Origin of the sequence: Massilia sp. UMI-21 (assembly GCA_015277795.1) — a bacterium.
Lineage (GTDB): Bacteria > Pseudomonadota > Gammaproteobacteria > Burkholderiales > Burkholderiaceae_D > Telluria.
The window spans coordinates 1,224,575-1,249,973 of record CP063848.1 but is presented as its reverse complement, the minus strand read 5'-3'; the positions used below and the strand labels follow the sequence as shown (position 1 = coordinate 1,249,973).

The following is a 25,399-nucleotide window of genomic DNA, read 5'->3' as shown; positions in this document are numbered from 1 at the left end:
ACCGCCCCGGGCGCTCGCACCTGCATCCACCAGCCTGGGACCGATAGAAAGGATGACAATGAGAGGAAGACTATGAACTATGTTCTTTGGAACAATGATTTGATTACTTGGTCGATTGCGGCCGGCATCGGCCTCGGCACCTGCCTGTTATTGTATATAGCCCGGAAAGTGCTGGTGCGACGCATCGAGTCGTTCGCCACCCGCACCGCCACCTGGCTGGACGACCTGGCCGCGCGCGTGCTGGCGGCCACCCATCCGCTGTTCATGCTGGCCATGGGCATCTACACCGGCTCGCACTGGCTGAGCTTGCCAGAGAAGACCGTCACCCTGCTGTCGCACCTGGCGGTGACCGCCCTGCTGCTGCAGATGGCGCGCTGGGGCGATGTCGCCGTGCACGGCTGGCTGCATTTCTACCGCACGCGCCGCAGCGGCGAGGACGCCGCCTCCACCACCTCGACCGCCGCGCTCGGCTTCGTGGCGCGCACCTTCATCTGGGCCGTGATCGCCCTGATGATCCTCGATAACTTCGGCGTCAACATCACGACCCTGGTGGCCAGTCTCGGCATCGGCGGCGTGGCGGTCGCCCTGGCCATGCAGAACATCCTGGGCGACCTGTTCTCGTCGCTCTCGATCGTGCTCGACAAGCCTTTCGAGGTCGGCGACTTCATCGGCGTGGACGACCTGGTCGGCACGGTGGAATACGTGGGCCTGAAGACCACCCGCATCCGCGGCCTCGGCGGCGAGCAGATCGTGTTTTCCAACAGCGACATGCTGGGCAGCCGGATCCGCAACTTCAAGCGCATGCAGACCCGCCGCATCGTGTTCGGGATCGGCGTCGTCTACGAAGTCACGAAGGCGCAGCTGCGCGCCATCCCGGGCATCCTGCGCGAAGTGGTGGAAGCCCAGCCGCAGGTGAAATTCGACCGCGCCCACTTCAAGGCCTACGGCGCCTCCTCGCTCGACTTCGAGATCGTGTACATCGTGCAGACGCCCGACTACGGCGTCTACATGGACATCCAGCAGGCGATCAACTTCGCCCTGTTCGAACGCTTCGAAGAGGAAGGCATCGGCTTCGCCTACCCGACCCAGACCCTGCATATCGCCGACATCGACACGCTCGCCGATGCCGTGCGCGAGACCCGGCCCCAGGTGGCGCAGGCCAAGCGCGCCTGAAGCGCCGGCGTGGGGCGCCATGCCGGCACACCACGCCTCCCGCGGCGCCTATTCGGGCGCCGGCTTTCTTTCCTTTAGCATGGCGGCCACCGCGCCCTGGCTCGCCGCATCCCAGCGCGCCAGCACGCGCTGCGGACAGCGGCCGAAGATGCTGGCCAGGCCGGCGCCGTCCCAGCGGTGCAGGGCAAAAGCCGGTTCGCCCTGCTCCACCAGCGGGCGCCCATCCGGCTGCGCGCCGTCCATCGGGGCGAACACCAGGCTCAGGTCCGACGACGAGGACGGACAGGTCGCCACCATCCGTCCAGCCCAAGGGAATACGCCGCCCAGGTGCACATGGCCGGCGCAGACGGCGACCACGTTCGCCCCCTGCAGCGCGGCGTCGAGGCGCGCGATCCAGTCCTGCCCCGGTCCCGGGTCGATCCAGCCCAGGCCGACATCGACCGGTGGATGATGCATGAAGACCAGCAGCGGCGCCCCGGCACTCTCCTGCACGGCCTGCCGCAGCCAGCGGGCACGCGCCGCGCAGAAGGCGCCGGCGTGGCGCCCTTCCTCGAGGCTGTCGAGCACCACCACCTGCAGGCCGCCAAGCGCGCTGCGGCCCTGGACGAAGCCTTGCGCGAAGTGCCGTTCGCCGAACACCGTGCGAAAGGGTTCGCGCCGGTCGTGATTGCCCAGCGCGAAACGCACCGGGCCGGGCCAGGCCGCCAGCGCCTGCTCGAGATGACGGTAGCTCTCGGGCGCGCCGTCGTCGGCCAGGTCGCCGCTCAGCACCAGCAGCGCGGGCTGCGGCTGGAGCGCGGCCAAGTGCGCCAGCACGCGATGCAAGCGAGCCAGGTTCGGATGCGCGGGATCGGCATGCAGGTGCAGGTCGGATACTTGTGCGATCAACATCTGGCGGCGCTCCTCGTTGCGGAAATCAGCATGGTGCCACGAATTGCCAGCGGTGGAACGGACAAGGCCCGCTGCGCTGCAGCGGGCCCTGGGAAAGAAACGGCGCGATCGGAAGCTTAGCGGACCGTCACGCTCACGCTCGCGCTGCCGGCATTACCGGCGGCGTCGCGCGCCTCCGCCTTGAGCGTGTAGGTGCCGGACTTCAGCTTGCGCGTGTTCCAGTTGTAGGACAGGCTGCCGCCGCTTCCCTGCGCCACCACCACATTATTCACCAGCAGCTGCTGGGACAATGCCGCCGCGCCCAGGTTGTCGCTCGCATTCACGCTGACCTTGACGTTGCCCGACACCGCGCCGCCAACCGGATTGGCGATGCTGACTACCGGCGCAATCGTGTCCGAGGTCGCCGACGGCGTCGTGGTCGTGGTGTTGGCGACATTGACCGCCACGCTCGCCGAGCGGCCCGCGTTGCCGGCGGCGTCGTAGGCGACGGCCACCAGGCTGGCCATCCCGTTCGCCACGCCTGCCGAATTCCAGCTGAAGCCATACGGCGCGCTGGTATCGCTGGCCACCGTGGTGCCGTTCACCTGCAGGTCGACGCGCGTCACGCCGACGTTGTCGCTGGCGCTGGCATCGACGGCCACCAGGCCGGACACCGTGCTGCTGCCGAGCGGGGCCGCGATGGCGGCGGTCGGCGCGGTGCTATCGATGGCGGGCGCGTCGCCGCGCGCGGCCTGCACCGCGGCGGCGGCGTTGACCCGGCCGTAGCCGTAGTACGCATCGCGGCCGGCCGTGCCGAGGTCCATCGCGGTCGAATACAGCAGGCTTTCGATGCGGCTGTTGCTGAGCGTCGGGGCGGCGTCCATCATCAAGGCGGCCACGCCGGCGGCCACCGGGCTCGCATACGAAGTGCCGTTCACTGCAGCATAGCTGTTGCCCATCCGGGTGGTCCAGATGCCGCTGCCGGGTGCGGTAAGCGCCACGAAGCTGCCATAGCTCGACCAGCTGGCGCGCTTGTCGTAGCTGTCGGTGGCGCCGACCACGATCATGGCGCTGTTGGGCGCATACCCCTGGTCGGTGCCGGTATTACCCGAGGAAACGAACACCAGGCCGCCCTTGGACTTCATGTAGTTGGCCGCACTGGTCACCGAGGAACTGGTCGTCACGCCGCCGTAGCTGACGTTGGCGATGCGGGCGCCATGGTCGGCAGCATAAATGAGGCCGTTGGCGACCGTGCTGTAGGCGGCGTAGCAGCCGCCGTCCGTCGCCTTCTTGTAGGCCACGCGCACCGGCATGATGCGCGCGCGCCCGGCGATCCCGGCCACGCCGAGGGCATTGTTGTTCACCGCGGCGGCGGCGCCGGCGACCGAGGTGCCGTGACCGCAGACATCGGCCAGGTTGGTATTCGCGTCATACACGTTGTAGCCGGCGACCAGGTTTGGCGCCAGGTCGGGATGGGCGGCGTCGATGCCCGAGTCGAGGATCGCGACCGTCACGCCGCTGCCCTGCGCGAGGTCCCAGGCCGCCGGCGCGCCGATCTTGCCGAGGTGCCAGGCACTGCCGACGTAAGGATCGTTGACCGCGAGCGTACTCGGCACCAGGCGATCCTGCTCGGCCGATTTCACATGGGGGTTGTGTTGCAGACGCGCCAGTACGGCACGCTCGGAGGCATTCGCCGGAAGGTCGACGATGTAGATGCCGCTCTGGCCGAGCTTGTAACGCTTGTGGCCGGGCGCTTCGATCATCTTGCCGAGCGCATCGTTGGTAACGCCGTCGCGGACTTCGACCAGCACGCGTCCCTTCACGAGCAGCTCATCATTGGGCTGGGCGGCGACCGCGGGGAAGGCGGCGCTGGCGCCAAGGACTGCGAGCGTCAGGGCGCGCAGCGAGAGACTGGGATTGAATGTGCTCATTGCATTTCCTGTTAAGTGGTTCCAACAGGGCTGCCACATGAGCCCATGTGCTTGCAGGACACACTAAATACGTGGTCCGGAAGCACAATGAACACCTGGCAGTCCTGCCGTCTTGGGGCGATAGCTCCCGGTAGACCGTGACTTTGCGTCCCGTGCTTTCGCACGGTTTGCCTTTTTCAGGAAATCGATACTAATATCTCGAATTCTCCAATGCAACCACATTTGTTCAAAATCGTCTCTTTTTTTGAATCCGGTTAATAAAAAATCAAAGAAACAGCGCACAGAATTGAACAATTGATCACACCTGTTGTATTTACTGAAAGAAAGATTTTCTATTTCGTGAAATTCCCCATCCGATTCAATATGAAAATATTTTATAAACCGTCAATTATTTCAAATTTCAATATTCCAAGTCATTGATTTTTAACTGAATATCTTTTAAATACAAAATTCTTGCGATTCAATGATCACGATCGAATTCTTTCGTTTATAAAAACCTTTTAATTTCGATCCCGGATTTCATCCTTATTTATTCAATTCGAAGATTTTTCACAAGCACGTCCGAAGCGAAGCTCATGAAAATGAATAAATACAGGCGGTTATTCGCAAGGCGGCGTGGTGGCTGATAGCGGAACCGGATTCGGCGCCGTGGACACGGTGCCGCCCCTGCAAGCGAGCAATGGCAAGCCGCGCAAATCCGGCGGCCGGCAGGAGGACGGGGGTGGTGTATCGGGCCGGAGGCGCCGATGCCACGTCGGGCAATGTATTGCAAGGGGCGGCGTCCGGCCCCTGATTCAGCCCCTGATCTTCGCCACCAGTTTCGTCGTCGAGCGGTCGTGCGCGAAATCGATGGCCACCGCCCGCCCGCCGTAGGCCAGCACCGCCTGTCCTTCCGGAATCCGCGTCATGTCGTAGTCGCCGCCCTTGGCATAGATCTCGGGGCGCGCCTGCAGCACCACCTCGAGCGCGGTGTCTTCGTCGAAGTCCACCACCAGGCTGACCGATTCCAGCGATGCCAGCACCGCCATGCGGTCGGCCAGGGTATTGTGCGGGCGGTCGTCGCCCTTGCCCAGGCGTTTCACGGAAGCGTCGGTATTGGCCGCCACCACCAGCGAGGCCCCCAGTTCGCGCGCCTGCGCGAGATAGGTCACGTGGCCGCGGTGCAGGATGTCGAACACCCCGTTGGTCAGCACCACCGGCTTGGGCAATGCGGCGATACGCTGCGCCAGCTCGGCGCGCGTGCAGATCTTGTTTTCGAATGCGGGCATACGGTTCTTCTCAGGTTTTTTCGGTGCTGGGTGCGTCGTCTTGCGTGTCTTCCTCGATTGCCATCGACAGCGCGCCGGCCTGGCCGGCGCCGCCGTCCGGGCCCTTGCGCTCGCCCGACAGCTTGATCTGCAGGCGCAAGCCGTTGGCCGAATCGGCGTTGCGGATCGCTTCGTCGTAGCCGATGTGGCCCTGGTTGTACAACTCGTACAAGGCCCCGTCGAAGGTGCACATGCCGAGCTCGCGCGACTTGTGCATGATCTCCTTGATGTTCTGGAAGTTCCCTTTCAGGATCATCTCGCCGATGGTCGGCGTATTCAGCAGGATCTCGATCGCCGCCTTGCGGCCCTTGCCGTCTTCAAGGCGCACCAGGCGCTGCGAGACCACCGCACGCAAATTCGACGACAGGTCCATCAGCAACTGGTTGCGGCGCTCTTCCGGGAAGAAGTTGATGATACGGTCGAGCGTCTGGTTGGCATTGTTCGCGTGCAGGGTGCCCAGGCACAGGTGACCGGTCTCGGCGAAGGCGATCGCGTGCTCCATGGTCTCGGTGTCGCGGATCTCGCCGATCAGGATCACGTCCGGCGCCTGGCGCAGCGTATTCTTGAGGGCGTTGTGCCAGGAGTGCGTGTCCACGCCGACCTCGCGGTGCGTGACCAGGCAGCTCTTGTTCTTGTGGACGTATTCCACCGGGTCTTCCACGGTGATGATGTGGCCGGCCGAGTGGCTGTTGCGGTAATCGATCATGGCCGCCAGCGTGGTGGACTTGCCGGAACCGGTACCGCCGACCACCAGCACCAGTCCGCGCTTGGTCATCACGACGTCCTTGAGCACTTCGGGCAGGTCGAGCTTCTCGAAGTTCGGGATCTCGGAGGCGATCGTGCGCACCACCATGCCGACGCTCTGCTGCTGCACGAACACGTTGACGCGGAAGCGGCACACGCCGGGCAGCGAGATCGCGAAGTTGCATTCCATCTCGTTTTCGAACTCGGCGCGCTGGCGTTCGTTCATCAGCGACAGCGCCAGCGCGCGCGTGACTTCGCCGGACAGGCGCTGCTGGCTCAGGGGCTTCATGGCGCCCTGGTGCTTCATGCTGGGAGGGAAATCGCTGGAGATGAACAGATCGGAGCCACCCTGGTGGTGCATCACCGTCAGCAGCTTGTGGATATAGGCCTGGGCTTCCGCCGGGCCGAAAGTCGACGACATGGGGTACCTCGCGAGAACACAGGCGGAAAATCCTGCACGGCAATTATATAGACTATGATTCGCGCAACCGTCCTCTTTCGATGAAACGAATGAAAATCCCGGCTGACTAAATGCCAACATTGTGTCAGGATGGTCGGCACAACAGCCGTGCCATCCTGTGCTAGAGACCCCATGACACTGACCGAGCTGAAATACATCGTCGCCGTCGCGCGCGCCAAGCACTTCGGCCATGCCGCCGAAGCCTGCTTCGTGGCCCAGCCCACCCTCTCCGTCGCCATCAAGAAACTCGAGGACGAGCTCGGGGTGACCTTGTTCGAGCGCGGCGGTTCCGAGGTCTCCGTGACCCCGCTGGGCGCCCAGATCGTGGCCCAGGCCGAGCGCGTACTGGAACAGACCGCCGCCATCAAGGAACTGGCCAAGCAGAACAAGGATCCGCTGGCCGGGCCCCTGCGCCTGGGCGTGATCTACACCATCGGCCCCTACCTGCTGCCGCCGCTGGTCAAGCGCCTGATCGACCACGTGCCCCAGATGCCGCTGGTGCTGCAAGAGAACTACACGCATAAACTGCTCGAACTGCTGCGCCAGGGCGAGCTCGATGCCGCCATCGTCGCGCTGCCCCTGCCCGAACACGGCATGTCGATGCAGACCCTGTATGACGAGCCCTTCGTGGTGGCCATGCCGCGCACCCATCCCTGGGCCGGCCGCAAGGAAATCCCGGCCGACGACCTGAAGCTCGAAACCATGCTGCTGCTGGGGGCCGGCCACTGCTTCCGCGACCAGGTGCTGGAAGTGTGCCCGGAGATGGCGCGCTATTCGTCGCCAGGAAACGGCATGCAGCGCACCTTCGAAGGGTCCTCGCTGGAGACCATCCGCCACATGGTGGCGAGCGGCATCGGCCTGACCGTGCTGCCGCGCGCCTCGGTGGCCGACATGCACGACCCGAATGGCCTGCTGAGCTACGTGCCCTTCACCCATCCGGTGCCCTCGCGCCGCGTGGTCATCGTCTGGCGCAAGAGCTTCACGCGGCGCGCGGCCATCGAGGCTGTGGCCCAGGCCGTGCTCGCGTGCCGCTTGCCGGGTGTGGACATGATCAGCCTCGACACCGCGGCCTGATTCCAGCGCTTGACCGGCGTGCCCGGTCGGGAAACTTTACATTTCCAGTTCGAAATTTAAAAAATAAGTTTAACAATCAGTTACTTATCCGGCAGGCACGCATTATGCATAGCTAATTTTGCTGTACATACGGATGTTTTCCGATATAACCGGGGAGTACTGATTATGAACAATAAGCAAATTATCCAGGCAGTCGTCGTGCTGTCCGCACTTGTCACAGGCCAGGCCGCACATGCCGCACTGGTCAGCTGTCCCGCTTCATTCGTGACGGATCCGACCGCCAAAGTCGAAAACAGCACCGGTACGACGACCGCTGCCAGTGCGTGCCAGTATCTCGATAATCCTGATTCCAGCAATGTGGCCAATCTTGCCAATATCAATGCCGCGGGATTTTTCGGCACGACCGACTGGATGGTCAACAGCGGTAACCTCCAGGTCAATGCCAGCGCTTCATCTGGCACGTGGGCCATCACCGGCGCCGACTTCGCCGCCTACGACTACATGATCGTGTTTAAGAATGGCAACAATACCAACCTGGTCGGCTTCCTGCTGAACGAGCTGTACGCCAACGGCGCCTGGTCCACGCCGTTCACCTCGCCACCCTTCAACTTCAATGGCAATTCCAGGTCGCACGACGTCTCGCATTACACCATCGTGCAGCGTGAAGACGATGGCGAAGGTCCGGGCAACGAAATACCCGAGCCGGGCATTCTGGGCCTGCTCGGTATCGGCCTGTTGGGCTATTCGGTGACGCGTCGTCGCCCGTTGAAGAAGTAAAGCCGGCCCGGCCACGGCCGGGCGTTCATCAGCCGCCGGCGCGCGAACGCGCCAGCTGGCGGTCCAGCGCATTCGCGAAATTCCGGCTGTCGGCCTGGCTGAAGGCCGCCGGACCGCCGGTATCGACGCCGCTCCCGCGCAGTTCTTCCATGAAGGCGCGCATCGTCAGCTGCTGGGCGATGGTGTCCTTGGTATACCACTCGCCGCGCGGATTGAGCGATAATCCCCCCTTGTCCAGTACCTGCGCCGCCAGCGGTATGTCGCCGGTCACGACGATGTCGCCGCTTTGCAGGCGCGCGACGATCTCGGCGTCGGCCACGTCGGGACCGCTCGGCACCTGCAGCGCGCGGATGTAGCGCGAACCGGGCACCCTGACCAGTTGGTTGGCCACCAGCGTGAGCGGGATCTGCAGCCGCTCGGCCACCCGAAACAGGATGTCCTTGATGACGCCGGGACAGGCGTCGGCGTCGACCCAGATGTGCATGTGTGAAGTAGGCTTGTCGGACATGGGCCGATTGTACCGGCAAGCCCTGCCCTGCGCGCGCCGTGCTCGTCCTTGTGCTCGCGCCAAAAGGGGCTAGAATCCCTGTCTTCTGCTCAACAGTTCTTGCGCGACAAGACACGACGATTCATGAACAAGCTGGCGCTTTATTTTCGCCTGGTCCGGGCCGACAAGCCGATCGGGATCCTCCTGCTGCTGTGGCCGACCCTGTGGGCGCTGTGGATGGCATCCGGCGGCGTGCCGGACATGATGGTGCTGGCGATCTTCGTGCTCGGCACCGCGCTGATGCGATCGAGCGGCTGCGCCATCAACGACTATGCCGACCGCGAGTTCGACAAGCACGTCAAGCGCACCAATGACCGCCCCCTCACCAGCGGCAAGATCCGCGGCTGGGAAGCGGTGATGGTGGCGGCCGTGCTGTCGCTGGTGTCTTTTCTCCTCATTCTGCCGCTGAACGCGCTGACCAAGCAGCTGTCGGTACTGGCCCTGATCGTGGCCGGCACCTACCCCTACTTCAAGCGCTTCTTCGCGATCCCGCAGGCCTACCTGGGCATCGCGTTCGGCTTCGGGATCCCGATGGCCTTCGCCGCCGTGCAGGGCGCGGTGCCGGCGGTGGCCTGGTGGCTGCTGGTGGCGAACGTGTTCTGGGCTGTTGCCTACGACACCGAATACGCCATGGTCGACCGCGACGACGACCTCAGGATCGGCATCCGCACCTCGGCCATCACCTTCGGCCGTTTCGACGTGGCCGCCGTCATGCTGTGCTACGGCGCGGCGCTGGCCATCGACCTGCTGTGCGGCTGGTACCTGGGCCTGCGCTGGTGGTTCGTGGGCGGCATCGTCATCGCGGCCGGCCTGGCGCTCTACCACTACACCCTGATCCGCCACCGGGAACGCATGGCCTGCTTCAAGGCATTTCGTCACAACAATTGGCTTGGCGCCGCACTGTTCAGCGGTGTCGCGCTAGACTATGCATTCAGGTAATATTGCACAAAAAGCATTCCCCTCACTACTATTACAACCTTGACGAGGCCTACCATGATGGAAAAAATCCCTACCCAAACCGGCACCCGCGACCAACTGATGTCGGACCTGAAGACCGTGATCCAGGACGCCGAAGCCTGGCTGCGCAATGGCGGCCAGCTGACCGGTGACGACCTGAAGGCGGCCAAGGCCAAGTTCGAGCAGACCCTGGCTGCCGCCAAGGAAAGCCTGGGCGAATACCAGCACACCGTGGTCGAGAAGACCAGGGAAGCGGCCCGCGTCACCGACGAATACGTGCACGAGAACCCGTGGAAGTCGGTGGGCCTGGGCGCCGCCGTCGGGGTCGTCCTCGGCATGCTGATCTCGCGCCGCTAAGCATGAGCATCACGGCGGCAGTGAGAAGGATCGCGGCCAATGTGCTCGACCTGGCGCGTACGCGCCTCGAGCTGGCCTCCATCGAGCTCCAGGAAAGCGGCCGGCACCTGCTCGGCTACCTGGCCTGGGGCGTCGCAGCGGCAGTGCTGGCGCTGTACGCGCTGGCCCTGGTCGTCCTGTTCGTGCTGGTCCTGTTCTGGGACACCCACCGCCTGGCGGCGGTCGGCGGCATGGCCGTCCTGTTCATCCTGGGCGCCGCATTTGCCGCGATGAAGCTGCGTGCCGGCCTGGCCAGGCGTCCGCCGCTGCTGCCGGCCACCCTGGCCGAGTTGCGCAAGGACGCCGCGGCGCTGAAGGGGGAGGATGGCGATGGCTTCTAAATCGGCGGACCTGGCCGCGCGCCGCGAGGCGCTGGTGTCGCGCTGCGCCGACCAGCGCACCCAGGTGGCGTATGACTTCGCCATGTTGTCGTCGCCACAGACGCTGGGCCTGATCCCGGCCTACGCGGCGCGGCACAAGAAGATGGCGCTGATCGTGGCCGGCATCGCCGCCGGCCTGGCTCTCGCCAAGCCGAAGTGGATGGTCGGCAGCGCGACCGCGGTCGTCTCGGCCTACAAGCTCGCCCAGAAGCTGCTGCCCGTGCTGCGCTGGAAGGGCTTCGAAGTCCACTGAGGTTTTTGCAGGGTGGGCGCGGTGAACTGGTCCTGTGGAGCAGTTCACCGCGCCCACCCTACGAGTCCTTGCCCGGTTCTTCGCCCGGTTCTTCGCCCAGTTCTTCGCCCAATGCACGCCCGCGGTCCGCGGCCGCCTTCATGGCCGCGACGATCGCCTCCTTCACTCCCGCCGCTTCCATGCTGCTGATCGCCGCGTGCGTGGTGCCCCCTTTCGAGGTCACGCGCTGGCGCAGCACGTCCACCGGATCGCCCGACTGCGCCGCCAGCTGGGCCGCGCCTAGAAAGGTGGCCAGCGCCAGCTGCCTTCCCTGCTCCGCATCCAGCCCCATCTCCAGCGCCGCCTGCTGCATCGCTTCCAGGAAGTAGAACACATAGGCCGGGCCGCTGCCCGAGACCGCCGTCACCGGATCGATCAGGCTTTCCTGCTCCAGCCAGACGGTCCGGCCGACCGCGCGCATCACCTGGTCGGCGGCCTCGCGCTGGTCCGCGTCGACCCCTGGCCCCGCCACCATGCCGGTGATGCCCATGGCAATCAGGGCCGGGGTATTCGGCATCGCGCGCACGATGCGGCTGTAGCCGCCCAGCCAGCGCGACAGGTCGGCGATGCGGATGCCCGCCGCGATCGACAGCACCAGCGATTGCGCGCCCAGCAGCGGCGCGAGGCTGGCCGCGACCTCGCGCATCTGCTGCGGCTTCACCGCCAGCACGACCACGTCCGCGTTCCCCACCTGCGTGTCGATGCCCGCCGCGGTGCTCACGCCGTACTGGCTGGCCAGGCGCGCGAGTGCATCAGGATTCGGGTCCACCACGTGCAGGCTGCCGGCGCCCGTGAGTTGGCCGGCCAGGCCGGCGACCAGGGCCGTGGCCATGTTGCCGCCGCCGATGAATGCGATCTTCATGTTGTCCTTTGTCAGTGTCATTCGTAGTGGCGCGTGCCGAAGATGGCGCTGCCGATGCGCACGATGGTGGCGCCTTCCGCAATCGCGGCGGCCAGGTCGCCCGACATCCCCATCGACAGCGTATCGAGCGCCAGGCCGTCCGCGCGCAGGGCCTCGAACAGGCCGCGCAGACGGGCAAAAGCGGCGCGCTGCCGCTCGGGGTCGGTGCTCGGTTCAGGGATCGCCATCAGTCCGCGCAGGCGCAGTCCGGGCAAGGCGGCCACCTGGCGCGCCAGCGCCGGCAGATCGGCCTCGGCGGCGCCGCTCTTGCTGGCCTCGCCGCTGATGTTCACCTGCAGGCAGATGTCGAGCGGGCCGAGATCGGGCGGGCGCTGTTCCGACAGGCGCTGGGCGATCTTGAGGCGCTCCACCGTGTGCACCCAGTGGAAGCTGGCGGCGATGGGACGGGTCTTGTTGCTCTGGATCGGGCCGATGAAATGCCACTCCACGGCCGTCCCCGGTTGCAGGCGCGCCACTTCCTGCATTTTGTCGAGCGCTTCCTGGAGATAGTTTTCACCGAAGGCGCGCTGCCCGGCAGCCATCGCCTCGACCACGGCTTGCGCAGGAAAAGTCTTCGACACGGCCAGCAGCCGAACCTCGCTCCTGGCCCTGCCGCTCCCTGCGCACGCGTCCTCGATTGTCCTTTCGACAGCTTGCAAGTTCCCAGCGATTATGGACATAATGGTTTTCTATAGGAAATATTTTGAGTAGAGACCCGGTCTTTCGTCCCGGCTTCGCTCACGCCACGGGATTATAACAATGGACATTTCGGAACTTCTCGCCTTCTCGGTCAAGAACAAGGCCTCGGACCTGCACCTCTCGGCCGGCCTGCCGCCGATGATCCGCGTGCACGGCGACGTGCGCCGCATCAACCTGCCGCCGCTGGAGCACAAGGATGTGCACGGCATGATCTATGACATCATGAACGACGGCCAGCGCAAGCAATACGAAGAAGTGCTGGAGTGCGACTTCTCGTTCGCGATCCCCGGCCTGGCGCGCTTTCGCGTCAATGCCTTCAACCAGGAACGCGGCGCCTCGGCGGTGCTGCGTACCATTCCGTCCAAGATCCTGTCGCTGGAAGAGCTGAACGCGCCGAAGATCTTCAGCGAACTGGCCCTCAAGCCGCGCGGCCTGGTGCTGGTGACCGGCCCCACCGGCTCCGGTAAATCGACCACGCTGGCGGCGATGGTCAACCACCTCAACGAAAACGAATACGGCCACATCCTCACCATCGAGGACCCGATCGAATTCGTGCACGACTCCAAGAAGTGCCTGATCAACCAGCGCGAAGTCGGCCCGCACACCCTGTCCTTCAACAACGCGCTGCGCTCGGCGCTGCGCGAAGACCCGGACTGCATCCTGGTGGGCGAGCTGCGCGACCTGGAAACCATCCGCCTGGCGTTGTCGGCGGCCGAGACCGGCCACCTGGTGTTCGGCACCCTGCATACCTCCTCGGCCGCCAAGACCATCGACCGGATCGTCGACGTGTTCCCGGCCGAAGAGAAGGAAATGGTACGCGCGATGCTGTCCGAGTCGCTGCAGGCCGTCATCTCGCAGACCCTGCTCAAGACCAAGGACGGCGCGGGCCGGGTGGCGGCGCACGAGATCATGATCGGTACCCCGGCAATCCGCAACCTGATCCGCGAAGCGAAGATCGCGCAGATGTATTCGAGCATCCAGACCGGCAGCAGCGTCGGCATGCAGACGCTCGACCAGAACCTGACCGACCTGGTGCGCCGCAACGTGATCAGCAGCGCCGCCGCCCGCAGCGCCGCCAAGATTCCCGAAAACTTCCCGGGCTAAGCAGGAGAACGCACCATGGAACGCGACCAGGCATCCAAGTTCATGTTCGACCTGCTGCGCCTGATGACCAGCAAGGGTGGTTCGGACCTGTTCATCACGGCCGGCTTCCCGCCGGCGATCAAGATCGACGGCAAGATGACGCCGGTCTCGAACCAGCCGCTCAGCGGCAACCACACGGCCGACCTGGCGCGCGCCATCATGAACGACAAGCAGGCCGCCGGATTCGAGCTGAGCAAGGAATCGAACTTCGCCATCAGCCCGGGCGACCTGGGACGCTTCCGCGTGTCGGCCTTCATGCAGATGGGCTGCGTCGGCATGGTGCTGCGCGTGATCACCACCACCATCCCGAAATTCGAAGACCTCGCGCTGCCGGAAACCCTGAAGGACGTGATCATGACCAAGCGCGGCCTGGTCATCATGGTCGGCGCCACCGGCTCGGGCAAATCGACCACGCTGGCGGCGATGGTCGGCTACCGCAACGAGCACAGCTACGGCCACATCATCACCATCGAAGACCCGGTCGAGTTCGTCCACCCGCACAGGAACTGCGTGATCACCCAGCGCGAAGTGGGGGTCGATACCGACAGCTTCGAAGCGGCGCTGAAGAACTCGCTGCGCCAGGCGCCGGACGTGATCCAGATCGGCGAGATCCGCGACCGCGAGACCATGGAGCACGCGATCGCCTTCGCCGAGACCGGCCACCTGTGCCTGGCCACCCTGCACGCCAACAGCGCCAACCAGGCCCTGGACCGCATCATCAACTTCTTCCCCGAAGAGCGCCGCCAGCAGCTGCTGATGGACCTGTCGCTCAACATGAAGGGCCTGATCTCGCAGCGCCTGATCCCGAAGAAGGAAGCCAAGGGCCGCGTGGTGGCGATGGAGATCCTGCTGAACTCCCCCTTGATCTCCGACCTGATCTTCAAGGGCGACGTCCACGAGATCAAGGAGATCATGAAGAAGTCGCGCGAACTCGGCATGCAGACCTTCGACCAGGCCCTGTTCGACCTGTACGAGGCGGACAAGATCTCGTACGAGGACGCCCTGCGCAACGCCGATTCGGTGAACGACCTGCGCCTGAACATCAAGCTCAACAGCAAGCACGCGAAGAACCGCGATTTCTCCACCGGAATGGACCACCTCGGCATCGTCTGAACGCGCGTCCGCACCTCCCCGGCGGGACCGACGGCGTGCGCCGGGGCGGTCCCGTTTGCGTTAAGGTGCGGGTTCACGGAGGAAAGAGTTGCGAGCGTGAGTATCCAGGACGATCCGCCGGCCATCGGCGATGCGATTCCCATTACCGAAGTCGAGCTGCAAACCGGCATCCGCCAGGCCACCTTGCGGATGTGGGAAAAGCGCTATGGCTTTCCACAACCCCTGCGTGACCGCCATGGCGACCGGGTCTACCCGCCCGGCCAGGTCGAACGCCTGCATGCGGTACGGCGCCTGATCGACCAGGGCCTCCGACCAGGAAAAATCTTTTCCAGCGCGGCGGCATGCGAGCCGGTCGATCCCGGCGTTCAGCCGGATGCGCACGCGGGCATTCCCGAGCACTACCGCCCTGTCTTCGACCTGCTGCGCGATTACCGGCTATCCGATCTGCACGCGCTGTTCCAGCACCGGATGCTGGACCTGGGCCTGCGCCGCTTCGTCATCGAATTCCTCGCCCCATTGACCATCGAGATCGGACTGGCCTGGCGCCGCGGCGAGCTGCCCACCCGCTACGGACACCTGTTTGCGCAACTGGCCACGGCGGGCCTGCACGCGAAACAGGCGGCGGTGCGCGCGGCCGGCGACAGCCGCCCCAGGGTGGTCATGGCGACCCTCACCGGAGAAGCCCATGTGCTCGGCATCCTGATGGCCGAAGCGGTGATGACCTCGATGGGCATGCATTGCATCCAGCTTGGCGCCGATACGCCGCCGCCGGAAGTGGCCGCGGCGGCCATCGAAAGCGATGCCGACATCGTCGCCTTGTCCTTCAGCGTCAATGTCCCGTGCAGGAACATGGTCCGCATGGTGGCGGCAATGCGTACCGCCTTGCCCCCCTCAACCGCCTTGTGGGTAGGCGGAGAAGGCATGCGCGCCGCCGGCACGCTGCTGCCGGGCATTGAAACATTCGACAGCCTCGATGCCATCGAGCCGGCCCTGCGCCGCTGGCGGCTGGCCCATCCTTCCGTGGAAGTAGCGCGCCGCAGCCGTTCCTGATGGCGCGAACGGCCGATGCCGGCTGTTGCAGCGATGCGACAGCAAGGCGTCGATGCCACGCTTGGGCCTGACTTTTTGTTCAGCACAAACCCTTCTGTATTCATCGGAAATGGCCGAAATCGTCCATACAGCGCGGCTTTGTGCAGCACAGCCATCATCACCAGACAAAACATTGGGCCAGGGGTAAATATATTGCCCCTTGGAACTATTTCCGGGCGCTGATATGGTGTGGCTGTAGCGCTGGCTCAGCCCCCTCGCCGCTCAACCCGGCCGCTCAACCCTTAACCTGCTACCCGGACTCTCCCATGTTCAATCGAATGAAGGTCGGCACCCGCCTGATCACCGGTTTCCTGGCCCTGGCCCTGCTCGGCGCCGCCGTGGCCGGCATCGGCATCTTCAACATGTCGCGCATTAACGATGCCAACGACTTGCTGTACGAACGCCAGCTGCTCGGCATCTCCTACGTGAAGGAAGCCAACATCAACCTGGTCTATGTCGGCCGCGCCCTGCGCAACGCGCTGCTCGCCTCGACCGACGCGGACCGCCAGGCTGCGTTTGCCGGCGTCGAAACCGCGCACGCGCAGCTGAAACAGAACCTCGACAAGGCGCGGCCGCTGTTTTTCACCGAGGCCGGCAAGCGCATGTTCGCCGAGCTCGACCAGCGCGTGCGCAGCTACGAAGCGCACATCGTCGAGGCAAGCAGGCTGGCGAAAGCCGATACGCTGCAGGAGACCCGCAGTTCGGTCGACTACGTGTTCGGTACCATGGCACCGGTGGCCAATGATCTCGACAAACGCCTGACCGATCTCACCCGCCAGAAAGAAGAGAATGCCCGCACCGCCGCCAGCGAAGCGACCGTGCTGTATGAAACCAGCCGTACGCTGATGCTGATGCTGGTGCTGGGCAGCGCCGCCGCCGGCGTCGGCCTCGGCGTGCTGATCACCCGCAGCCTGACGCGCCAGCTGGGCGGCGAGCCGGCCTATGCCGGCGAGATCGCCGGCCGCATCGCCGCGGGCGACCTGAGCGTCGACGTGGTGCTGCGCCGGGGCGACGACACCAGCATGCTGTACGCCATGCGCAGCATGCGCGACAGCCTGGCCAGGATCGTCGGCGAAGTGCGCAGCGGGACCGATGCCATCGCTTCCGCGTCCAGCCAGATCGCCAGCGGCAACCTCGACCTGTCCTCGCGCACCGAAGAGCAGGCCAGCTCGCTCGAGGAAACCGCATCGTCGATGGAAGAGCTGACCTCGACCGTCCAGCAGAACGCCGACAATGCACGCCAGGCCAACGGGCTGGCCACCTCGGCCTCGGAAGTGGCGGCGCGCGGCGGCATGGTGGTGTCGCAAGTGGTCGACACCATGGCCTCCATTAACGATTCGTCGAAGAAGATTGTCGACATCATCGGCGTCATCGACAGCATCGCTTTCCAGACCAACATCCTGGCGCTGAATGCCGCCGTCGAAGCAGCCCGTGCCGGCGAGCAGGGCCGTGGCTTCGCCGTGGTGGCCTCGGAAGTGCGCACCCTGGCCCAGCGCTCCGCCGCCGCGGCCAAGGAAATCAAGCAGCTGATCGGCGACTCGGTAAGCAAGGTCGATGCCGGCGCCCGGCTGGTCGACCAGGCCGGCAGCACGATGGACGAGATCGTCGCCAGCGTGCGCCGCGTGACCGACATCATGGGTGAGATCAGCTCGGCCAGCGTGGAACAAACCTCGGGCATCGAGCAGATCAACACGGCCATCAGCCAGATGGACCAGGTGACCCAGCAGAACGCCTCGCTGGTGGAAGAAGCGGCGGCCGCGGCCGAGTCGCTGCAGGGCCAGGCGGGCAAGCTGGCCCAGCTGGTGTCGGTGTTCAAGCTGGACGCACAGGCGGCCGCCATCGCCGCCCCTGCCGTGCGCGGCAAGCCTGCCTCGCGCCTGGCCGCACCTGCCAGGCCCGCACCGGCGGCCCGCCCTGCGCAGCGCGTTGCCGCCGTACCCCAGGAGGAGTGGGAAAGCTTCTAGCCGCGACACCGGGCCGCCTTCCTACGCCACGTTCAGCCCCATCTCCCGCACCATCTCGGCCGCCTGGCGCACCGAGATGGTCGCACCAAGAAACTGCTTCGCGTTCAGCAGTTTCAATCCCCCAAGATCCACCTCGCGCAGGTCCGCCCCATCGAAACGGGTGTCCCGGATGTGCGCGTCGCGCAGGCTCCCGCCTTCGAACACGGCTTCGCGGAAATCGCAGCCCGACAGATCGGCATCGGCGAAATCCAGCCCTTTCAGCAGCGCCTTGCGAAACGACATGCGGCGCAGGTCGGCGCCCACCAGCAGCGTATCCTCGAAGTGCAAGGCCAGGTGGCTGGTGTCCTCGAACCGGGCGCCGGTCAGCTTGCAGCCGTGGAAGGACGCCGAGGCCAGGCGCGCGCGGCGCCAGCTGCTGTTGTTGAGGTCGCAGGAGGCGAAGACGGCGTCGACCAGCTCGCCCGACTCGAAGTCGGCATGCGCGCCGCGGCAGCGCTGCCAGCGCGTGCGCGCCAGCTTCGCCGCATGGAACGAGGTTTCAAACAGGTCGCAGTGATGGAAGACGCTGTCCTGCAGGTCGAGCCGGGACAGGTCGGCGCCGGCCAGCGCGCAGTGCTCGAACACCAGCAGGTGCCCGGACGCGATGGCGTGTTCGATCGCGGCGCGGCCGGGCGCCTCGCTGCTGAAGGTAGCGCTCTGGCGGGTCATGCGAGGGCTGGGAACGCTCAGCCCGGACCGCGCGGCCCGCCGGGACCGCCGAACATCATCGGGCGGCGCTGGCCGCCGGCATTGCCGAAGCTGCCGAAGCGGTAGGACAGGCCGACGTAGGCCATGCGTCCGCCGAAGCGGCGGGTACTGTACTCGCGCAGGCGCTCGGTCTCGGTGATCGATTCCATTTTCTGCGAATCGAACAGGTCGTTGATGTTGACGGTCAGGCTCAATGCCGGCGTGAGCATGCGGCGGTAGTTCAGGTTGGCCGTGTAGCTCGGCTCGCGGTAGCCTTCGCCGAACAGGGTCTTGCCCTGGGCATTGAGCATCAGCATGAAACTGTTCGCCGGGTTCATCTGGTACATCAAGCGTGCCCGGCCGCTGACCGAGGTCGCGCTGCGCTTGTCGTCCAGCACGCTGCCCAGCACGGTCTGCTCGGCATAGCCGATATTGCCGTTCACGTTGATCATCAGCTGCTGGGTGGCGCGGCCGCTGAAGTTGAATTCGAGGCCGCCGGAACGGCTGCTGCCGGCGTTCTCGCGCGTGGTCAGCAGCACGTCGTTGGCCAGCAGGATGCGGCGCTCGTTGATCAGGTCGCTCTCATGGCGCAGGTACAGGCGCACGTTGGTGTCCACCTTGCCCAGCTTGGTCTCGACGCCCAGTTCCAGCGAATCGGAACTGGCCGGCTGCAGGTTCGGATTGCCCGACGAGATATTCTGCTCGTCGCGATAGACGACGAAGGGATTCAGGTCGCCCGCGCCGGGACGGCGGATGCGGTGCGCGTAGCTCAGGCGCAGCGTGGTCTCGTCGGACAGGCCATAGGTCACGAAGGCGCTCGGGATCGCGTCGAAATAGTGGTTGCCGGCGCGCTGGCCGGTGGTGACCTGGTTCATGTCGAGGTCCGCGTATTCGGCGCGCAGGCCGCCCAGTACCCCCCATTTGTCGTTCACGCGCCATTGGTAGCTGCCGTACAGCGCGTAGGTCATGTCGGTCAGCTCGAAGCGGTTGGTACGGGTGGTGTTGGGGCGCTCGGTGCCGCAGCATGGGTCGATGTCGAAGTAGGCGTTGTCGAACACATTGCTGTTGCGCGCCACCTTGTAGCCGGCCTTCCACACGCCGTGCTCGCCCGGCAACTCGTAGTCGCCGGTGAAGTCGACGATGCGGGTCTGGTTGTCGCCCTGCTGGCGGCTACCGGGCGCACTGGCGCTCGCTGGGCGCACGGTGTAGACGCTGGCGTAGTTGGCCGCGTTGTCGCTGTCGCTGCCCGATACGCGCAGGTCCACCTTGAAGGTCTCGCCGGGTGCGTCGCCCTTGTGGTCCAGGCGGGCGCCCAGTCCGTAGTTGCGGTTCTTCGTATCGCGCAGGCTGGTGCGCAGGTATTCGTTGTCGACGATGCCGGCCGCATTGGTGTTGCGATAGCGCTCGGTCGATTCGGCATCGTTCTCGTTCTGCGAATAATTCAGCGTGGCGCCGAGCACGTCCTTGTCGCCCAGGTTGTAGGTCAGGCCGCCGTTGAATCCGGTGGCCTCGTTGCGGTTCACGCCGTTCGAGTCCTGGGTGCTGCGCGCGATCGCGCCGGTTGCCGGGTCGATGCGCTCGCGCACGGTCTCGCCGCTCGACTCGCGCTTGTCCTGGCGCCGGAACAGGCTGCCCTGCACGCTGTAGCGCCCTTCGGTGTAGCTGCCGAAGGCGGAAGTGTTGTAGCGGCCCTCGGTGCCGACGTTCGCGTTCAGCACGGCGAAGCCGCCGGGGCTGCGTTCGCGCCGCATCACCAGGTTGATGACCGGCCCGCCGCCGCCTTCGTTGCCGAACTGCGCGCCAGGATTGTTGATGACCTCCACCGATTCCAGGTCGGCGGCCGGCAGCGCGTTCAGCGCGGCGGCGCGGTTATCGCCCTGCATCATCGCGGAGGGCTTGCCGTCCACCAGGATCTGCACGTTGCTGCGGCCGCGCAGCGTGACGTTGCCGTCGGCGTCGACGCCGACCGAGGGCACCTTGTTCAGGGTATCGGCCACGGTGTCGTTCGAGGTTGCCGGATCGGCCTTGACGTCATAGGTCTGGCGGTCGATGCGGTTCTGGGTGCGGGTCGCGGTAACGGTGACGGTCGACTCGACGGCCGGCGCGGCCGGCGCCGGCGCCGCAGCGGGAGCCTGTGCCTGTGCCGTGACGGGCTTGGCGGCATCCTGCTTCGCCTGCGCCTGCGCCGGCACCGGCACCGGCGTCGCCGGGGCCTGCTGGGCGCTCGCTGCGACGGGTAGCAGCAGGGTGCCCGCGACGAGTTGCGCGATCAGGGTACGGCGCGGGTGACGGGAAATGTGTGCGAAGTGGGAAGTGGTAGGCATGGAAGCGGCTCGGCAGTATAGGCGAGGGATTGTCGCATGCCCGCTTCTTGACGTTTGTAACAAAAGATAACAAGCAAAGACTTGAGCGATTGACGCATGCATACGCCTTGCGCCGCAATGACATACACTTTTGGTTTTCAGAACAGGACGAAGAACATGAACGTATTCGACTTCAGCGCGACCGCCCTCGACGGCCAGCCGGTGGACCTGGCGCGCTTTCGCGGCAAGGTGCTCCTGATCGTGAACACCGCCAGCGCCTGCGGCTTCACGCCGCAATACAAAGGGCTCGAAGAGCTGCACCGCCAGTACGGCGAACGCGGCCTGGTGGTGCTGGGCTTTCCCTGCAACCAGTTCGGCAAGCAGGAGCCGGGTACCGAGGCCGAGATCGGCGCCTTCTGCGAAAAAAACTATGGCGTGAGCTTTCCGATGTTCGCCAAGGTCGACGTCAACGGCGACGATGCCCACCCGCTCTACCGGCACCTGAAGGGCGAGAAGCCGGGCGTGCTCGGTCTTGAGTCCATCAAGTGGAACTTCACCAAGTTCCTGGTCGGACGCGACGGCGAGGTGGTCAAGCGTTATGCGCCGCAGACGGCGCCAAGTGAAATCGCCGGCGACATCGAGAAGCTGCTGGCGCAATAAGCGAACGCTCGCAGTTGTAGGGTGGTCGGGTTCTCCCGACCGCGCGTTCACCTCCGATTTGATCGGTCACGGAGCATGCGTGATTTGAACGCGCGGCCGGCAGGGCCGGCCACCCTACGCGTTCAGGGCTGCGGCGTGAAGCGGATGGCTTGCCCACCGCCCGGCGCCAGGCGCAGTTGCAGGGTATCCGCCGCGGTGACGAGCCTGGTCTCCGTCACCAGGTCGAAGCGGCGTTCGCTGCGGTAGTCGGCCGCGTCGCCGTCACGGTAGATCTCGGCGAGATAGCGCCTGCCTTTGTCGAGGAAGCCCAGCGGCAGCGGCAAGGTACGCGCTTCGCCGTCGGTGACGGCGCCCACGTACCAGTCCTCGCTGCCGCGGTCCTTGCGGGCGATGGTCGCAAACAAGCCCACTTCGCCGTTGATCACGCGCGTGTCCTGCCAGTCGGTCGGGACATCGCGGATGAACTTGAAGGCGGCCGGGTACGTCGCGTAGTTTTCGGGCAGGTCGGCCGCCATCTGGATCGGCGAGTAGATGACGACGAAGTTCGCCAGCTGCTTGGCCTGGGTCGAGTTGAAGGCCTTGCCGTCCGCGCCCACCAGGCTCAGGACGCCCGGGGTGTAGTCCATCGGGCCGCTCAGCATGCGCGTGAACACCAGCTTGGCCTCGTGGTCGACGCTGTTGGGCGGACTGCCCCAGGCGTTGTACTCGACCCCGCGCGCGCCTTCGCGCGTCAGCCAGTTGGGGTAGGTACGGCGCAGGCCAGTGTCCTTCACCGGCTCGTGGGTGTCGATCGACAGCTTGTACTTCGCCGCCTCGGTGACGGCCTTCAGGAAGTGGTTCACGCCCTCCTGCGAGTCGTAATGGCCGTAACGCGGCTTGCCGTCGCGGCCCGTGAACAGCGCGCTGCCCGCTTCGTGCACGTAGCCGGACTTGATGCTGTCCACGCCCAGCTTCGCATACAACTTGTACGCCGCATCCATCTGCCGTTCGTAGGCGACGATATTGGCGCCGGTCTCGTGGTGTCCGATCAGGCGCACGCCCTTGGCCTTCGCATAGGCGGCCAGGCCGGGCAGGTCGAAGTCCGGGTAGGGCTGGGTGAAGCTGAAATCGGCGCCGCCGTGGCCCCAGTCGCTTTCCCAGCCCTTGTTCCAGCCTTCGACCAGCACACCGCGGAAACCGTTCTGCGCGGCGAAGTCGATGTATTTCTTCGTGTTGGCGGTGGTGGCCGCATGCTTCGGGCCGGCGGCCCAGGAACCGCTGTTCAGGTGCATCTGCCACCAGACGCCGACGAACTTCGAGGGCTTCACCCAGCTCACGTCGCCGAGCTTGTTCGGCTCGTTCAGGTTGAGCACCAGGTCCGACATGTACAGCCCCGCCGCATCGCTTGCTATCTGCAGCGTGCGCCATGGCGTGCTGAACGCGCCCTGGCGCACCACGGCCGGGCCGCTCGGCGACGGCGCCAGCATGGCGCGCAGCTTCCGGCCCTCGACCTTGCGCAGCCACATGCTGGCATAGTCGACCAGCGCCGCTTCGTGCAGGGCGATGTGGGTGCCGTCCTCCAGGCGTAGCGTGAGCGGCGTGTTGGCGATGCCGATCTCCCCGAGCGGCGCCTTGCGGACCTCTTCCTCCAGTCCGGGCAACTCTCCGGCCGGGATCCACCAGGCGGTGGCCGGCTGGGCCACCGTGAATTCGGTCAGTTCATCCGTGATCTCGGCCACGCGCAGTTGCGGCTGCTCCGGGAATTCGTAGCGAAAACCGATGCCGTCGTCGTAGAGGCGGAACACCACCGCCAGCCGGCGCCCGGCGCGGTTCTTCTGTTCGAGGTCCACGCGCAGCTCGCGGTAGCGGTTGCGCACGAAGCGGCGCTCGCCCCAGGGCTGCTCCCAGGTGCTGTCATGCTCGCTCACGCCCTGCGCGCGCAGGCTGAAGCCGCCGTCGAGCTTGGGGGCATTGGCCAGGTTGAAGCCGAGCCGCGAAGGAGCGATGATCTCTTTGCCCTGGCGCTTGACGCCGTAGGCCAGCTTGCCCATGCCGTCGAGCTGGACTTCCACGCTGAGCACATTGCCGGGAGAGGCGGCGCTGGCGATGCGCTGCTGGGCCCAGGCCGGCAGGGCCAGCAGGCAGGATGCCGCCAGGGCGGAAGCGAAGTGGTGGATGCGCATGAAGTCTCCTTGTCTTGGTAGCGTCGTCCGTAGGAAAACTACCATTCCTCCAGATGAGCATGACATAGTAAGACAAAAAGACGTAACTCGACTACCAGGCGCGCCTTAACCCGCGCTTCAGCGGGTCTGGATCCAGGCTGCGCCGTGGGTGGTGCAGCCGCGGTTGACGTTGTCGAGGAAGCGGATGGCCTCGGTCTGCGAGACGCCCGGCGGCATCAACCGGGCCAGCGCGGGGTCGTCGATGACGCGGTCGAGCCCATGGGCGATGGCGCGCGACACCTCGCGCCCGCGCCGGCCGTCGCTGTTGTAGAGCGCATCGTAGACGCCGACGGCTTCCCAGAGCGGCACCAGGCCGGGCGTGGTGGAGTCCTCGAACACGACGGCGGGCGGCATGCCCTCGTCTTCGCGGATGAGCTGAAAAATGAAACTCAAGATCGTTACTCAGGTTGCAAGGCGAGGAGCGATCCTAGCATGTCTTGCACCAGTCCTGCTGCGGGTGCGATCTCAGGCCAGCGCGCGGTCGATCAGTTCGATCCAGTGGGTCACCGGGATGTCCGTGCCCGACTGCAGGTGGGTCATGCAGCCCATGTTGGCCGAGACGATTTCGTCGGGCCGGGTGGCCTCCAGGCTGGCCAGCTTGCGGTCGCGCAGTTGGTGCGCGATCTCCGGGTGCAGCACCGAATAGGTGCCGGCCGATCCGCAGCACAGGTGGCTGTCGGCGCACAGGTGGACGTCGACGCCGGCGGCGCGCAGCACGCCTTCGACCTTGCCGCGGATCTGCTGGCCGTGCTGCAGCGTGCAGGGCGGGTGGTAGGCGACGCGTTGACCGATCTTCCCCTTGAGCTTCGCGCCCAGCTGCTCCTCGAACTCCGGTATGATTTCGGACAGGTCGCGCGTGAGCAGCGAGATACGCGCCGCTTTCGCCGCATACGCCGCGTCGTGCGCCAGCAGGTGGCCGTATTCCTTGACGGTGACGCCACAGCCGGAGGCGGTCATGACGATCGCCTCCACTTCTTCGCGCTCCACGTAGGGCCACCAGGCGTCGATGTTGCGGCGCGCATCGACCAGCCCCCCTTCTTGATCGTTGAGGTGATAGCGCACCGCGCCGCAGCAGCCGGCCCTGGGGGCGACCAGCAGCTGCACCCCGCAGGCGTCGAGCACGCGCGCGGTGGCGGCGTTGATGGCGGGCGCCATGGCCGGCTGCACGCAGCCATCGAGCACCAGCATCTTGCGCGCATGGGCACGCGTGGGCCAGGCGCCGGCGGCGCGCGCCGGCTGCAGCTTGTCCTGCAGGGCTGTGGAGAGCAGCGGACGCGCCGCCTGCCCTGCCCTGAACGCCGGCTTGAACAGCGCCGTGCGCGGCAGGAATTCCTTGAGCGTGGTGCGCCTGACGCGGTCTTTCAGGGGCCGCGGCACGCGCTCCTCGACCACGCGGCGGCCGATGTCGACCAGGCGGCCGTACTTGACGCCCGACGGGCAGGTGGTCTCGCAGTTGCGGCAGGTCAGGCAGCGGTCGAGGTGGAGCTGGGTCTTGCGGGTTGGCTCGGCGCCCTCGAGCACCTGCTTGATCAGGTAGATGCGGCCGCGCGGGCCATCGAGCTCGTCGCCCAGCAGCTGGTAGGTCGGGCAGGTGGCGGTGCAGAAGCCGCAGTGCACGCAGGCGCGCAGGATCGCTTCGGCTTCCTTGCCGTCGGCGGTGTCCTTGATGAAATCGGCCAGGTTGGTTTGCAT

General features: G+C 65.5%; 24 protein-coding genes and 1 riboswitch. Of the genes, 12 read left to right on the top strand and 12 right to left on the bottom strand.

Going from position 1 to position 25,399, the window contains the following annotated elements:
- Positions 1 to 72 precede the first annotated feature (72 nt).
- Complete coding sequence (locus IM543_05540) at positions 73 to 1,173, top strand: mechanosensitive ion channel family protein (protein ID QOY95329.1); 1,101 nt, start codon at positions 73 to 75, stop codon at positions 1,171 to 1,173.
- A 48-nt stretch (positions 1,174 to 1,221) separates the two neighbouring features.
- Here the strand turns inward: IM543_05540 and IM543_05535 are convergent, their stop codons facing one another.
- The 4 genes from IM543_05535 to IM543_05520 all read right to left on the bottom strand — a co-directional run bounded on the left by IM543_05535 (position 1,222) and on the right by IM543_05520 (position 6,446).
- On the bottom strand, positions 1,222 to 2,064 hold the full coding sequence (locus IM543_05535) for a metallophosphoesterase (protein ID QOY95328.1): 843 nt from the start codon (positions 2,062 to 2,064) through the stop codon (positions 1,222 to 1,224).
- 116 nt (positions 2,065 to 2,180) lie between these two features.
- Positions 2,181 to 4,013, bottom strand: coding sequence for a S8 family serine peptidase (locus IM543_05530; protein ID QOY95327.1), 1,833 nt, complete (start codon positions 4,011 to 4,013; stop codon positions 2,181 to 2,183).
- Positions 4,014 to 4,068: 55 nt separating this feature from the next.
- Positions 4,069 to 4,156, bottom strand: a riboswitch (cyclic di-GMP riboswitch).
- Positions 4,157 to 4,768: 612 nt separating this feature from the next.
- The gene (locus tag IM543_05525) at positions 4,769 to 5,242 is read right to left on the bottom strand and encodes an adenylyltransferase/cytidyltransferase family protein (protein QOY95326.1); all 474 of its coding nucleotides are present in this window, start codon (positions 5,240 to 5,242) and stop codon (positions 4,769 to 4,771) included.
- A gap of 10 nt (positions 5,243 to 5,252) precedes the next feature.
- Positions 5,253 to 6,446, bottom strand: a complete 1,194-nt coding sequence (locus IM543_05520) for a PilT/PilU family type 4a pilus ATPase (GenBank protein QOY95325.1) — start codon at positions 6,444 to 6,446, stop codon at positions 5,253 to 5,255.
- Positions 6,447 to 6,617: 171 nt separating this feature from the next.
- On the opposite strand from IM543_05520, the gene IM543_05515 reads away from it, so the two are divergent.
- Positions 6,618 to 7,559: a hydrogen peroxide-inducible genes activator gene (locus IM543_05515; GenBank protein ID QOY95324.1), complete on the top strand. Its 942-nt coding sequence runs from the start codon at positions 6,618 to 6,620 to the stop codon at positions 7,557 to 7,559.
- A gap of 165 nt (positions 7,560 to 7,724) precedes the next feature.
- The gene (locus IM543_05510) at positions 7,725 to 8,336 is read left to right on the top strand and encodes a PEP-CTERM sorting domain-containing protein (GenBank protein ID QOY95323.1); all 612 of its coding nucleotides are present in this window, start codon (positions 7,725 to 7,727) and stop codon (positions 8,334 to 8,336) included.
- Positions 8,337 to 8,364: 28 nt separating this feature from the next.
- On the opposite strand, the gene IM543_05505 is transcribed toward IM543_05510, so the two are convergent.
- Complete coding sequence (locus tag IM543_05505; protein ID QOY96534.1) at positions 8,365 to 8,820, bottom strand: YaiI/YqxD family protein; 456 nt, start codon at positions 8,818 to 8,820, stop codon at positions 8,365 to 8,367.
- A 147-nt stretch (positions 8,821 to 8,967) separates the two neighbouring features.
- Here IM543_05505 and ubiA point away from each other — a divergent pair, with 147 nt between their 5' ends.
- The 4 genes from ubiA to IM543_05485 are packed head-to-tail and all read left to right on the top strand — an operon-like array spanning position 8,968 to position 10,869.
- Positions 8,968 to 9,822: a 4-hydroxybenzoate octaprenyltransferase gene (gene ubiA / locus IM543_05500; GenBank protein QOY95322.1), complete on the top strand. Its 855-nt coding sequence runs from the start codon at positions 8,968 to 8,970 to the stop codon at positions 9,820 to 9,822.
- 54 nt (positions 9,823 to 9,876) lie between these two features.
- On the top strand, positions 9,877 to 10,197 hold the full coding sequence (locus tag IM543_05495; protein ID QOY95321.1) for a DUF883 domain-containing protein: 321 nt from the start codon (positions 9,877 to 9,879) through the stop codon (positions 10,195 to 10,197).
- A gap of 2 nt (positions 10,198 to 10,199) precedes the next feature.
- Entirely contained in the window at positions 10,200 to 10,577 is a 378-nt protein-coding gene (locus tag IM543_05490) for a phage holin family protein (GenBank protein ID QOY95320.1), read from the top strand.
- Positions 10,567 to 10,869 carry a hypothetical protein gene (locus IM543_05485; protein ID QOY95319.1) on the top strand — a complete coding sequence of 101 codons (303 nt, stop codon included), beginning with the start codon at positions 10,567 to 10,569 and terminating at the stop codon, positions 10,867 to 10,869. Before IM543_05490 ends, IM543_05485 begins: the two co-directional genes overlap by 11 nt.
- Positions 10,870 to 10,927: 58 nt before the next feature.
- Here the strand turns inward: IM543_05485 and IM543_05480 are convergent, their stop codons facing one another.
- Together IM543_05480 and IM543_05475 are read right to left on the bottom strand one after the other, a co-directional pair.
- Positions 10,928 to 11,770 (bottom strand): pyrroline-5-carboxylate reductase, encoded by an 843-nt coding sequence (locus IM543_05480; protein QOY95318.1) that lies wholly within the window; start codon positions 11,768 to 11,770, stop codon positions 10,928 to 10,930.
- A 17-nt stretch (positions 11,771 to 11,787) separates the two neighbouring features.
- Positions 11,788 to 12,489 carry a YggS family pyridoxal phosphate-dependent enzyme gene (locus IM543_05475; GenBank protein ID QOY95317.1) on the bottom strand — a complete coding sequence of 234 codons (702 nt, stop codon included), beginning with the start codon at positions 12,487 to 12,489 and terminating at the stop codon, positions 11,788 to 11,790.
- A 79-nt stretch (positions 12,490 to 12,568) separates the two neighbouring features.
- Here IM543_05475 and IM543_05470 point away from each other — a divergent pair, with 79 nt between their 5' ends.
- From IM543_05470 to IM543_05455, 4 genes are all read left to right on the top strand, one after another.
- Positions 12,569 to 13,612, top strand: a complete 1,044-nt coding sequence (locus IM543_05470) for a type IV pilus twitching motility protein PilT (protein ID QOY95316.1) — start codon at positions 12,569 to 12,571, stop codon at positions 13,610 to 13,612.
- Between the two features lie 15 nt (positions 13,613 to 13,627).
- A complete protein-coding gene (locus tag IM543_05465; GenBank protein ID QOY95315.1) occupies positions 13,628 to 14,764 on the top strand; it encodes a PilT/PilU family type 4a pilus ATPase in 1,137 nt (378 codons plus the stop codon).
- Positions 14,765 to 14,860: 96 nt separating this feature from the next.
- On the top strand, positions 14,861 to 15,814 hold the full coding sequence (locus IM543_05460) for a cobalamin-dependent protein (GenBank protein ID QOY95314.1): 954 nt from the start codon (positions 14,861 to 14,863) through the stop codon (positions 15,812 to 15,814).
- Positions 15,815 to 16,119: 305 nt separating this feature from the next.
- Positions 16,120 to 17,817, top strand: coding sequence for an MCP four helix bundle domain-containing protein (locus tag IM543_05455; protein QOY95313.1), 1,698 nt, complete (start codon positions 16,120 to 16,122; stop codon positions 17,815 to 17,817).
- Between the two features lie 21 nt (positions 17,818 to 17,838).
- Here IM543_05455 and IM543_05450 read toward each other — a convergent pair whose 3' ends face one another.
- On the bottom strand, positions 17,839 to 18,525 hold the full coding sequence (locus tag IM543_05450; GenBank protein ID QOY95312.1) for a pentapeptide repeat-containing protein: 687 nt from the start codon (positions 18,523 to 18,525) through the stop codon (positions 17,839 to 17,841).
- A 17-nt stretch (positions 18,526 to 18,542) separates the two neighbouring features.
- Positions 18,543 to 20,867 carry a TonB-dependent receptor gene (locus IM543_05445; protein ID QOY95311.1) on the bottom strand — a complete coding sequence of 775 codons (2,325 nt, stop codon included), beginning with the start codon at positions 20,865 to 20,867 and terminating at the stop codon, positions 18,543 to 18,545.
- Positions 20,868 to 21,023: 156 nt separating this feature from the next.
- Here IM543_05445 and IM543_05440 point away from each other — a divergent pair, with 156 nt between their 5' ends.
- Complete coding sequence (locus tag IM543_05440; GenBank protein QOY95310.1) at positions 21,024 to 21,506, top strand: glutathione peroxidase; 483 nt, start codon at positions 21,024 to 21,026, stop codon at positions 21,504 to 21,506.
- A gap of 122 nt (positions 21,507 to 21,628) precedes the next feature.
- Here IM543_05440 and IM543_05435 read toward each other — a convergent pair whose 3' ends face one another.
- The 3 genes from IM543_05435 to glcF form a co-directional block, all read right to left on the bottom strand.
- Entirely contained in the window at positions 21,629 to 23,668 is a 2,040-nt protein-coding gene (locus IM543_05435) for a glycoside hydrolase family 97 protein (protein QOY95309.1), read from the bottom strand.
- Between the two features lie 117 nt (positions 23,669 to 23,785).
- Positions 23,786 to 24,100, bottom strand: a complete 315-nt coding sequence (locus IM543_05430; protein ID QOY95308.1) for a hypothetical protein — start codon at positions 24,098 to 24,100, stop codon at positions 23,786 to 23,788.
- Between the two features lie 72 nt (positions 24,101 to 24,172).
- Positions 24,173 to 25,399 carry a glycolate oxidase subunit GlcF gene (gene glcF, locus IM543_05425; GenBank protein ID QOY95307.1) on the bottom strand — a complete coding sequence of 409 codons (1,227 nt, stop codon included), beginning with the start codon at positions 25,397 to 25,399 and terminating at the stop codon, positions 24,173 to 24,175.

What these genes read in the sequence shown, in the direction of transcription:
- IM543_05475 (QOY95317.1), bottom strand. Translation starts at nt 12,489, where the DNA reads ATGTCCATAATCGCTGGGAACTTGCAAGCTGTCGAAAGGACAATCGAG.
- IM543_05540 (QOY95329.1), top strand. Translation starts at nt 73, where the DNA reads ATGAACTATGTTCTTTGGAACAATGATTTGATTACTTGGTCGATTGCG.
- IM543_05520 (QOY95325.1), bottom strand. Translation starts at nt 6,446, where the DNA reads ATGTCGTCGACTTTCGGCCCGGCGGAAGCCCAGGCCTATATCCACAAG.
- IM543_05490 (QOY95320.1), top strand. Translation starts at nt 10,200, where the DNA reads ATGAGCATCACGGCGGCAGTGAGAAGGATCGCGGCCAATGTGCTCGAC.
- IM543_05515 (QOY95324.1), top strand. Translation starts at nt 6,618, where the DNA reads ATGACACTGACCGAGCTGAAATACATCGTCGCCGTCGCGCGCGCCAAG.
- IM543_05510 (QOY95323.1), top strand. Translation starts at nt 7,725, where the DNA reads ATGAACAATAAGCAAATTATCCAGGCAGTCGTCGTGCTGTCCGCACTT.
- IM543_05435 (QOY95309.1), bottom strand. Translation starts at nt 23,668, where the DNA reads ATGCGCATCCACCACTTCGCTTCCGCCCTGGCGGCATCCTGCCTGCTG.
- IM543_05530 (QOY95327.1), bottom strand. Translation starts at nt 4,013, where the DNA reads ATGTGGCAGCCCTGTTGGAACCACTTAACAGGAAATGCAATGAGCACA.
- IM543_05505 (QOY96534.1), bottom strand. Translation starts at nt 8,820, where the DNA reads ATGCACATCTGGGTCGACGCCGACGCCTGTCCCGGCGTCATCAAGGAC.
- IM543_05465 (QOY95315.1), top strand. Translation starts at nt 13,628, where the DNA reads ATGGAACGCGACCAGGCATCCAAGTTCATGTTCGACCTGCTGCGCCTG.
- IM543_05445 (QOY95311.1), bottom strand. Translation starts at nt 20,867, where the DNA reads ATGCCTACCACTTCCCACTTCGCACACATTTCCCGTCACCCGCGCCGT.
- glcF (QOY95307.1), bottom strand. Translation starts at nt 25,399, where the DNA reads ATGCAAACCAACCTGGCCGATTTCATCAAGGACACCGCCGACGGCAAG.
- ubiA (QOY95322.1), top strand. Translation starts at nt 8,968, where the DNA reads ATGAACAAGCTGGCGCTTTATTTTCGCCTGGTCCGGGCCGACAAGCCG.
- IM543_05485 (QOY95319.1), top strand. Translation starts at nt 10,567, where the DNA reads ATGGCTTCTAAATCGGCGGACCTGGCCGCGCGCCGCGAGGCGCTGGTG.
- IM543_05440 (QOY95310.1), top strand. Translation starts at nt 21,024, where the DNA reads ATGAACGTATTCGACTTCAGCGCGACCGCCCTCGACGGCCAGCCGGTG.
- IM543_05480 (QOY95318.1), bottom strand. Translation starts at nt 11,770, where the DNA reads ATGAAGATCGCATTCATCGGCGGCGGCAACATGGCCACGGCCCTGGTC.
- IM543_05495 (QOY95321.1), top strand. Translation starts at nt 9,877, where the DNA reads ATGATGGAAAAAATCCCTACCCAAACCGGCACCCGCGACCAACTGATG.
- IM543_05525 (QOY95326.1), bottom strand. Translation starts at nt 5,242, where the DNA reads ATGCCCGCATTCGAAAACAAGATCTGCACGCGCGCCGAGCTGGCGCAG.
- IM543_05450 (QOY95312.1), bottom strand. Translation starts at nt 18,525, where the DNA reads ATGACCCGCCAGAGCGCTACCTTCAGCAGCGAGGCGCCCGGCCGCGCC.
- IM543_05455 (QOY95313.1), top strand. Translation starts at nt 16,120, where the DNA reads ATGTTCAATCGAATGAAGGTCGGCACCCGCCTGATCACCGGTTTCCTG.
- IM543_05535 (QOY95328.1), bottom strand. Translation starts at nt 2,064, where the DNA reads ATGTTGATCGCACAAGTATCCGACCTGCACCTGCATGCCGATCCCGCG.
- IM543_05470 (QOY95316.1), top strand. Translation starts at nt 12,569, where the DNA reads ATGGACATTTCGGAACTTCTCGCCTTCTCGGTCAAGAACAAGGCCTCG.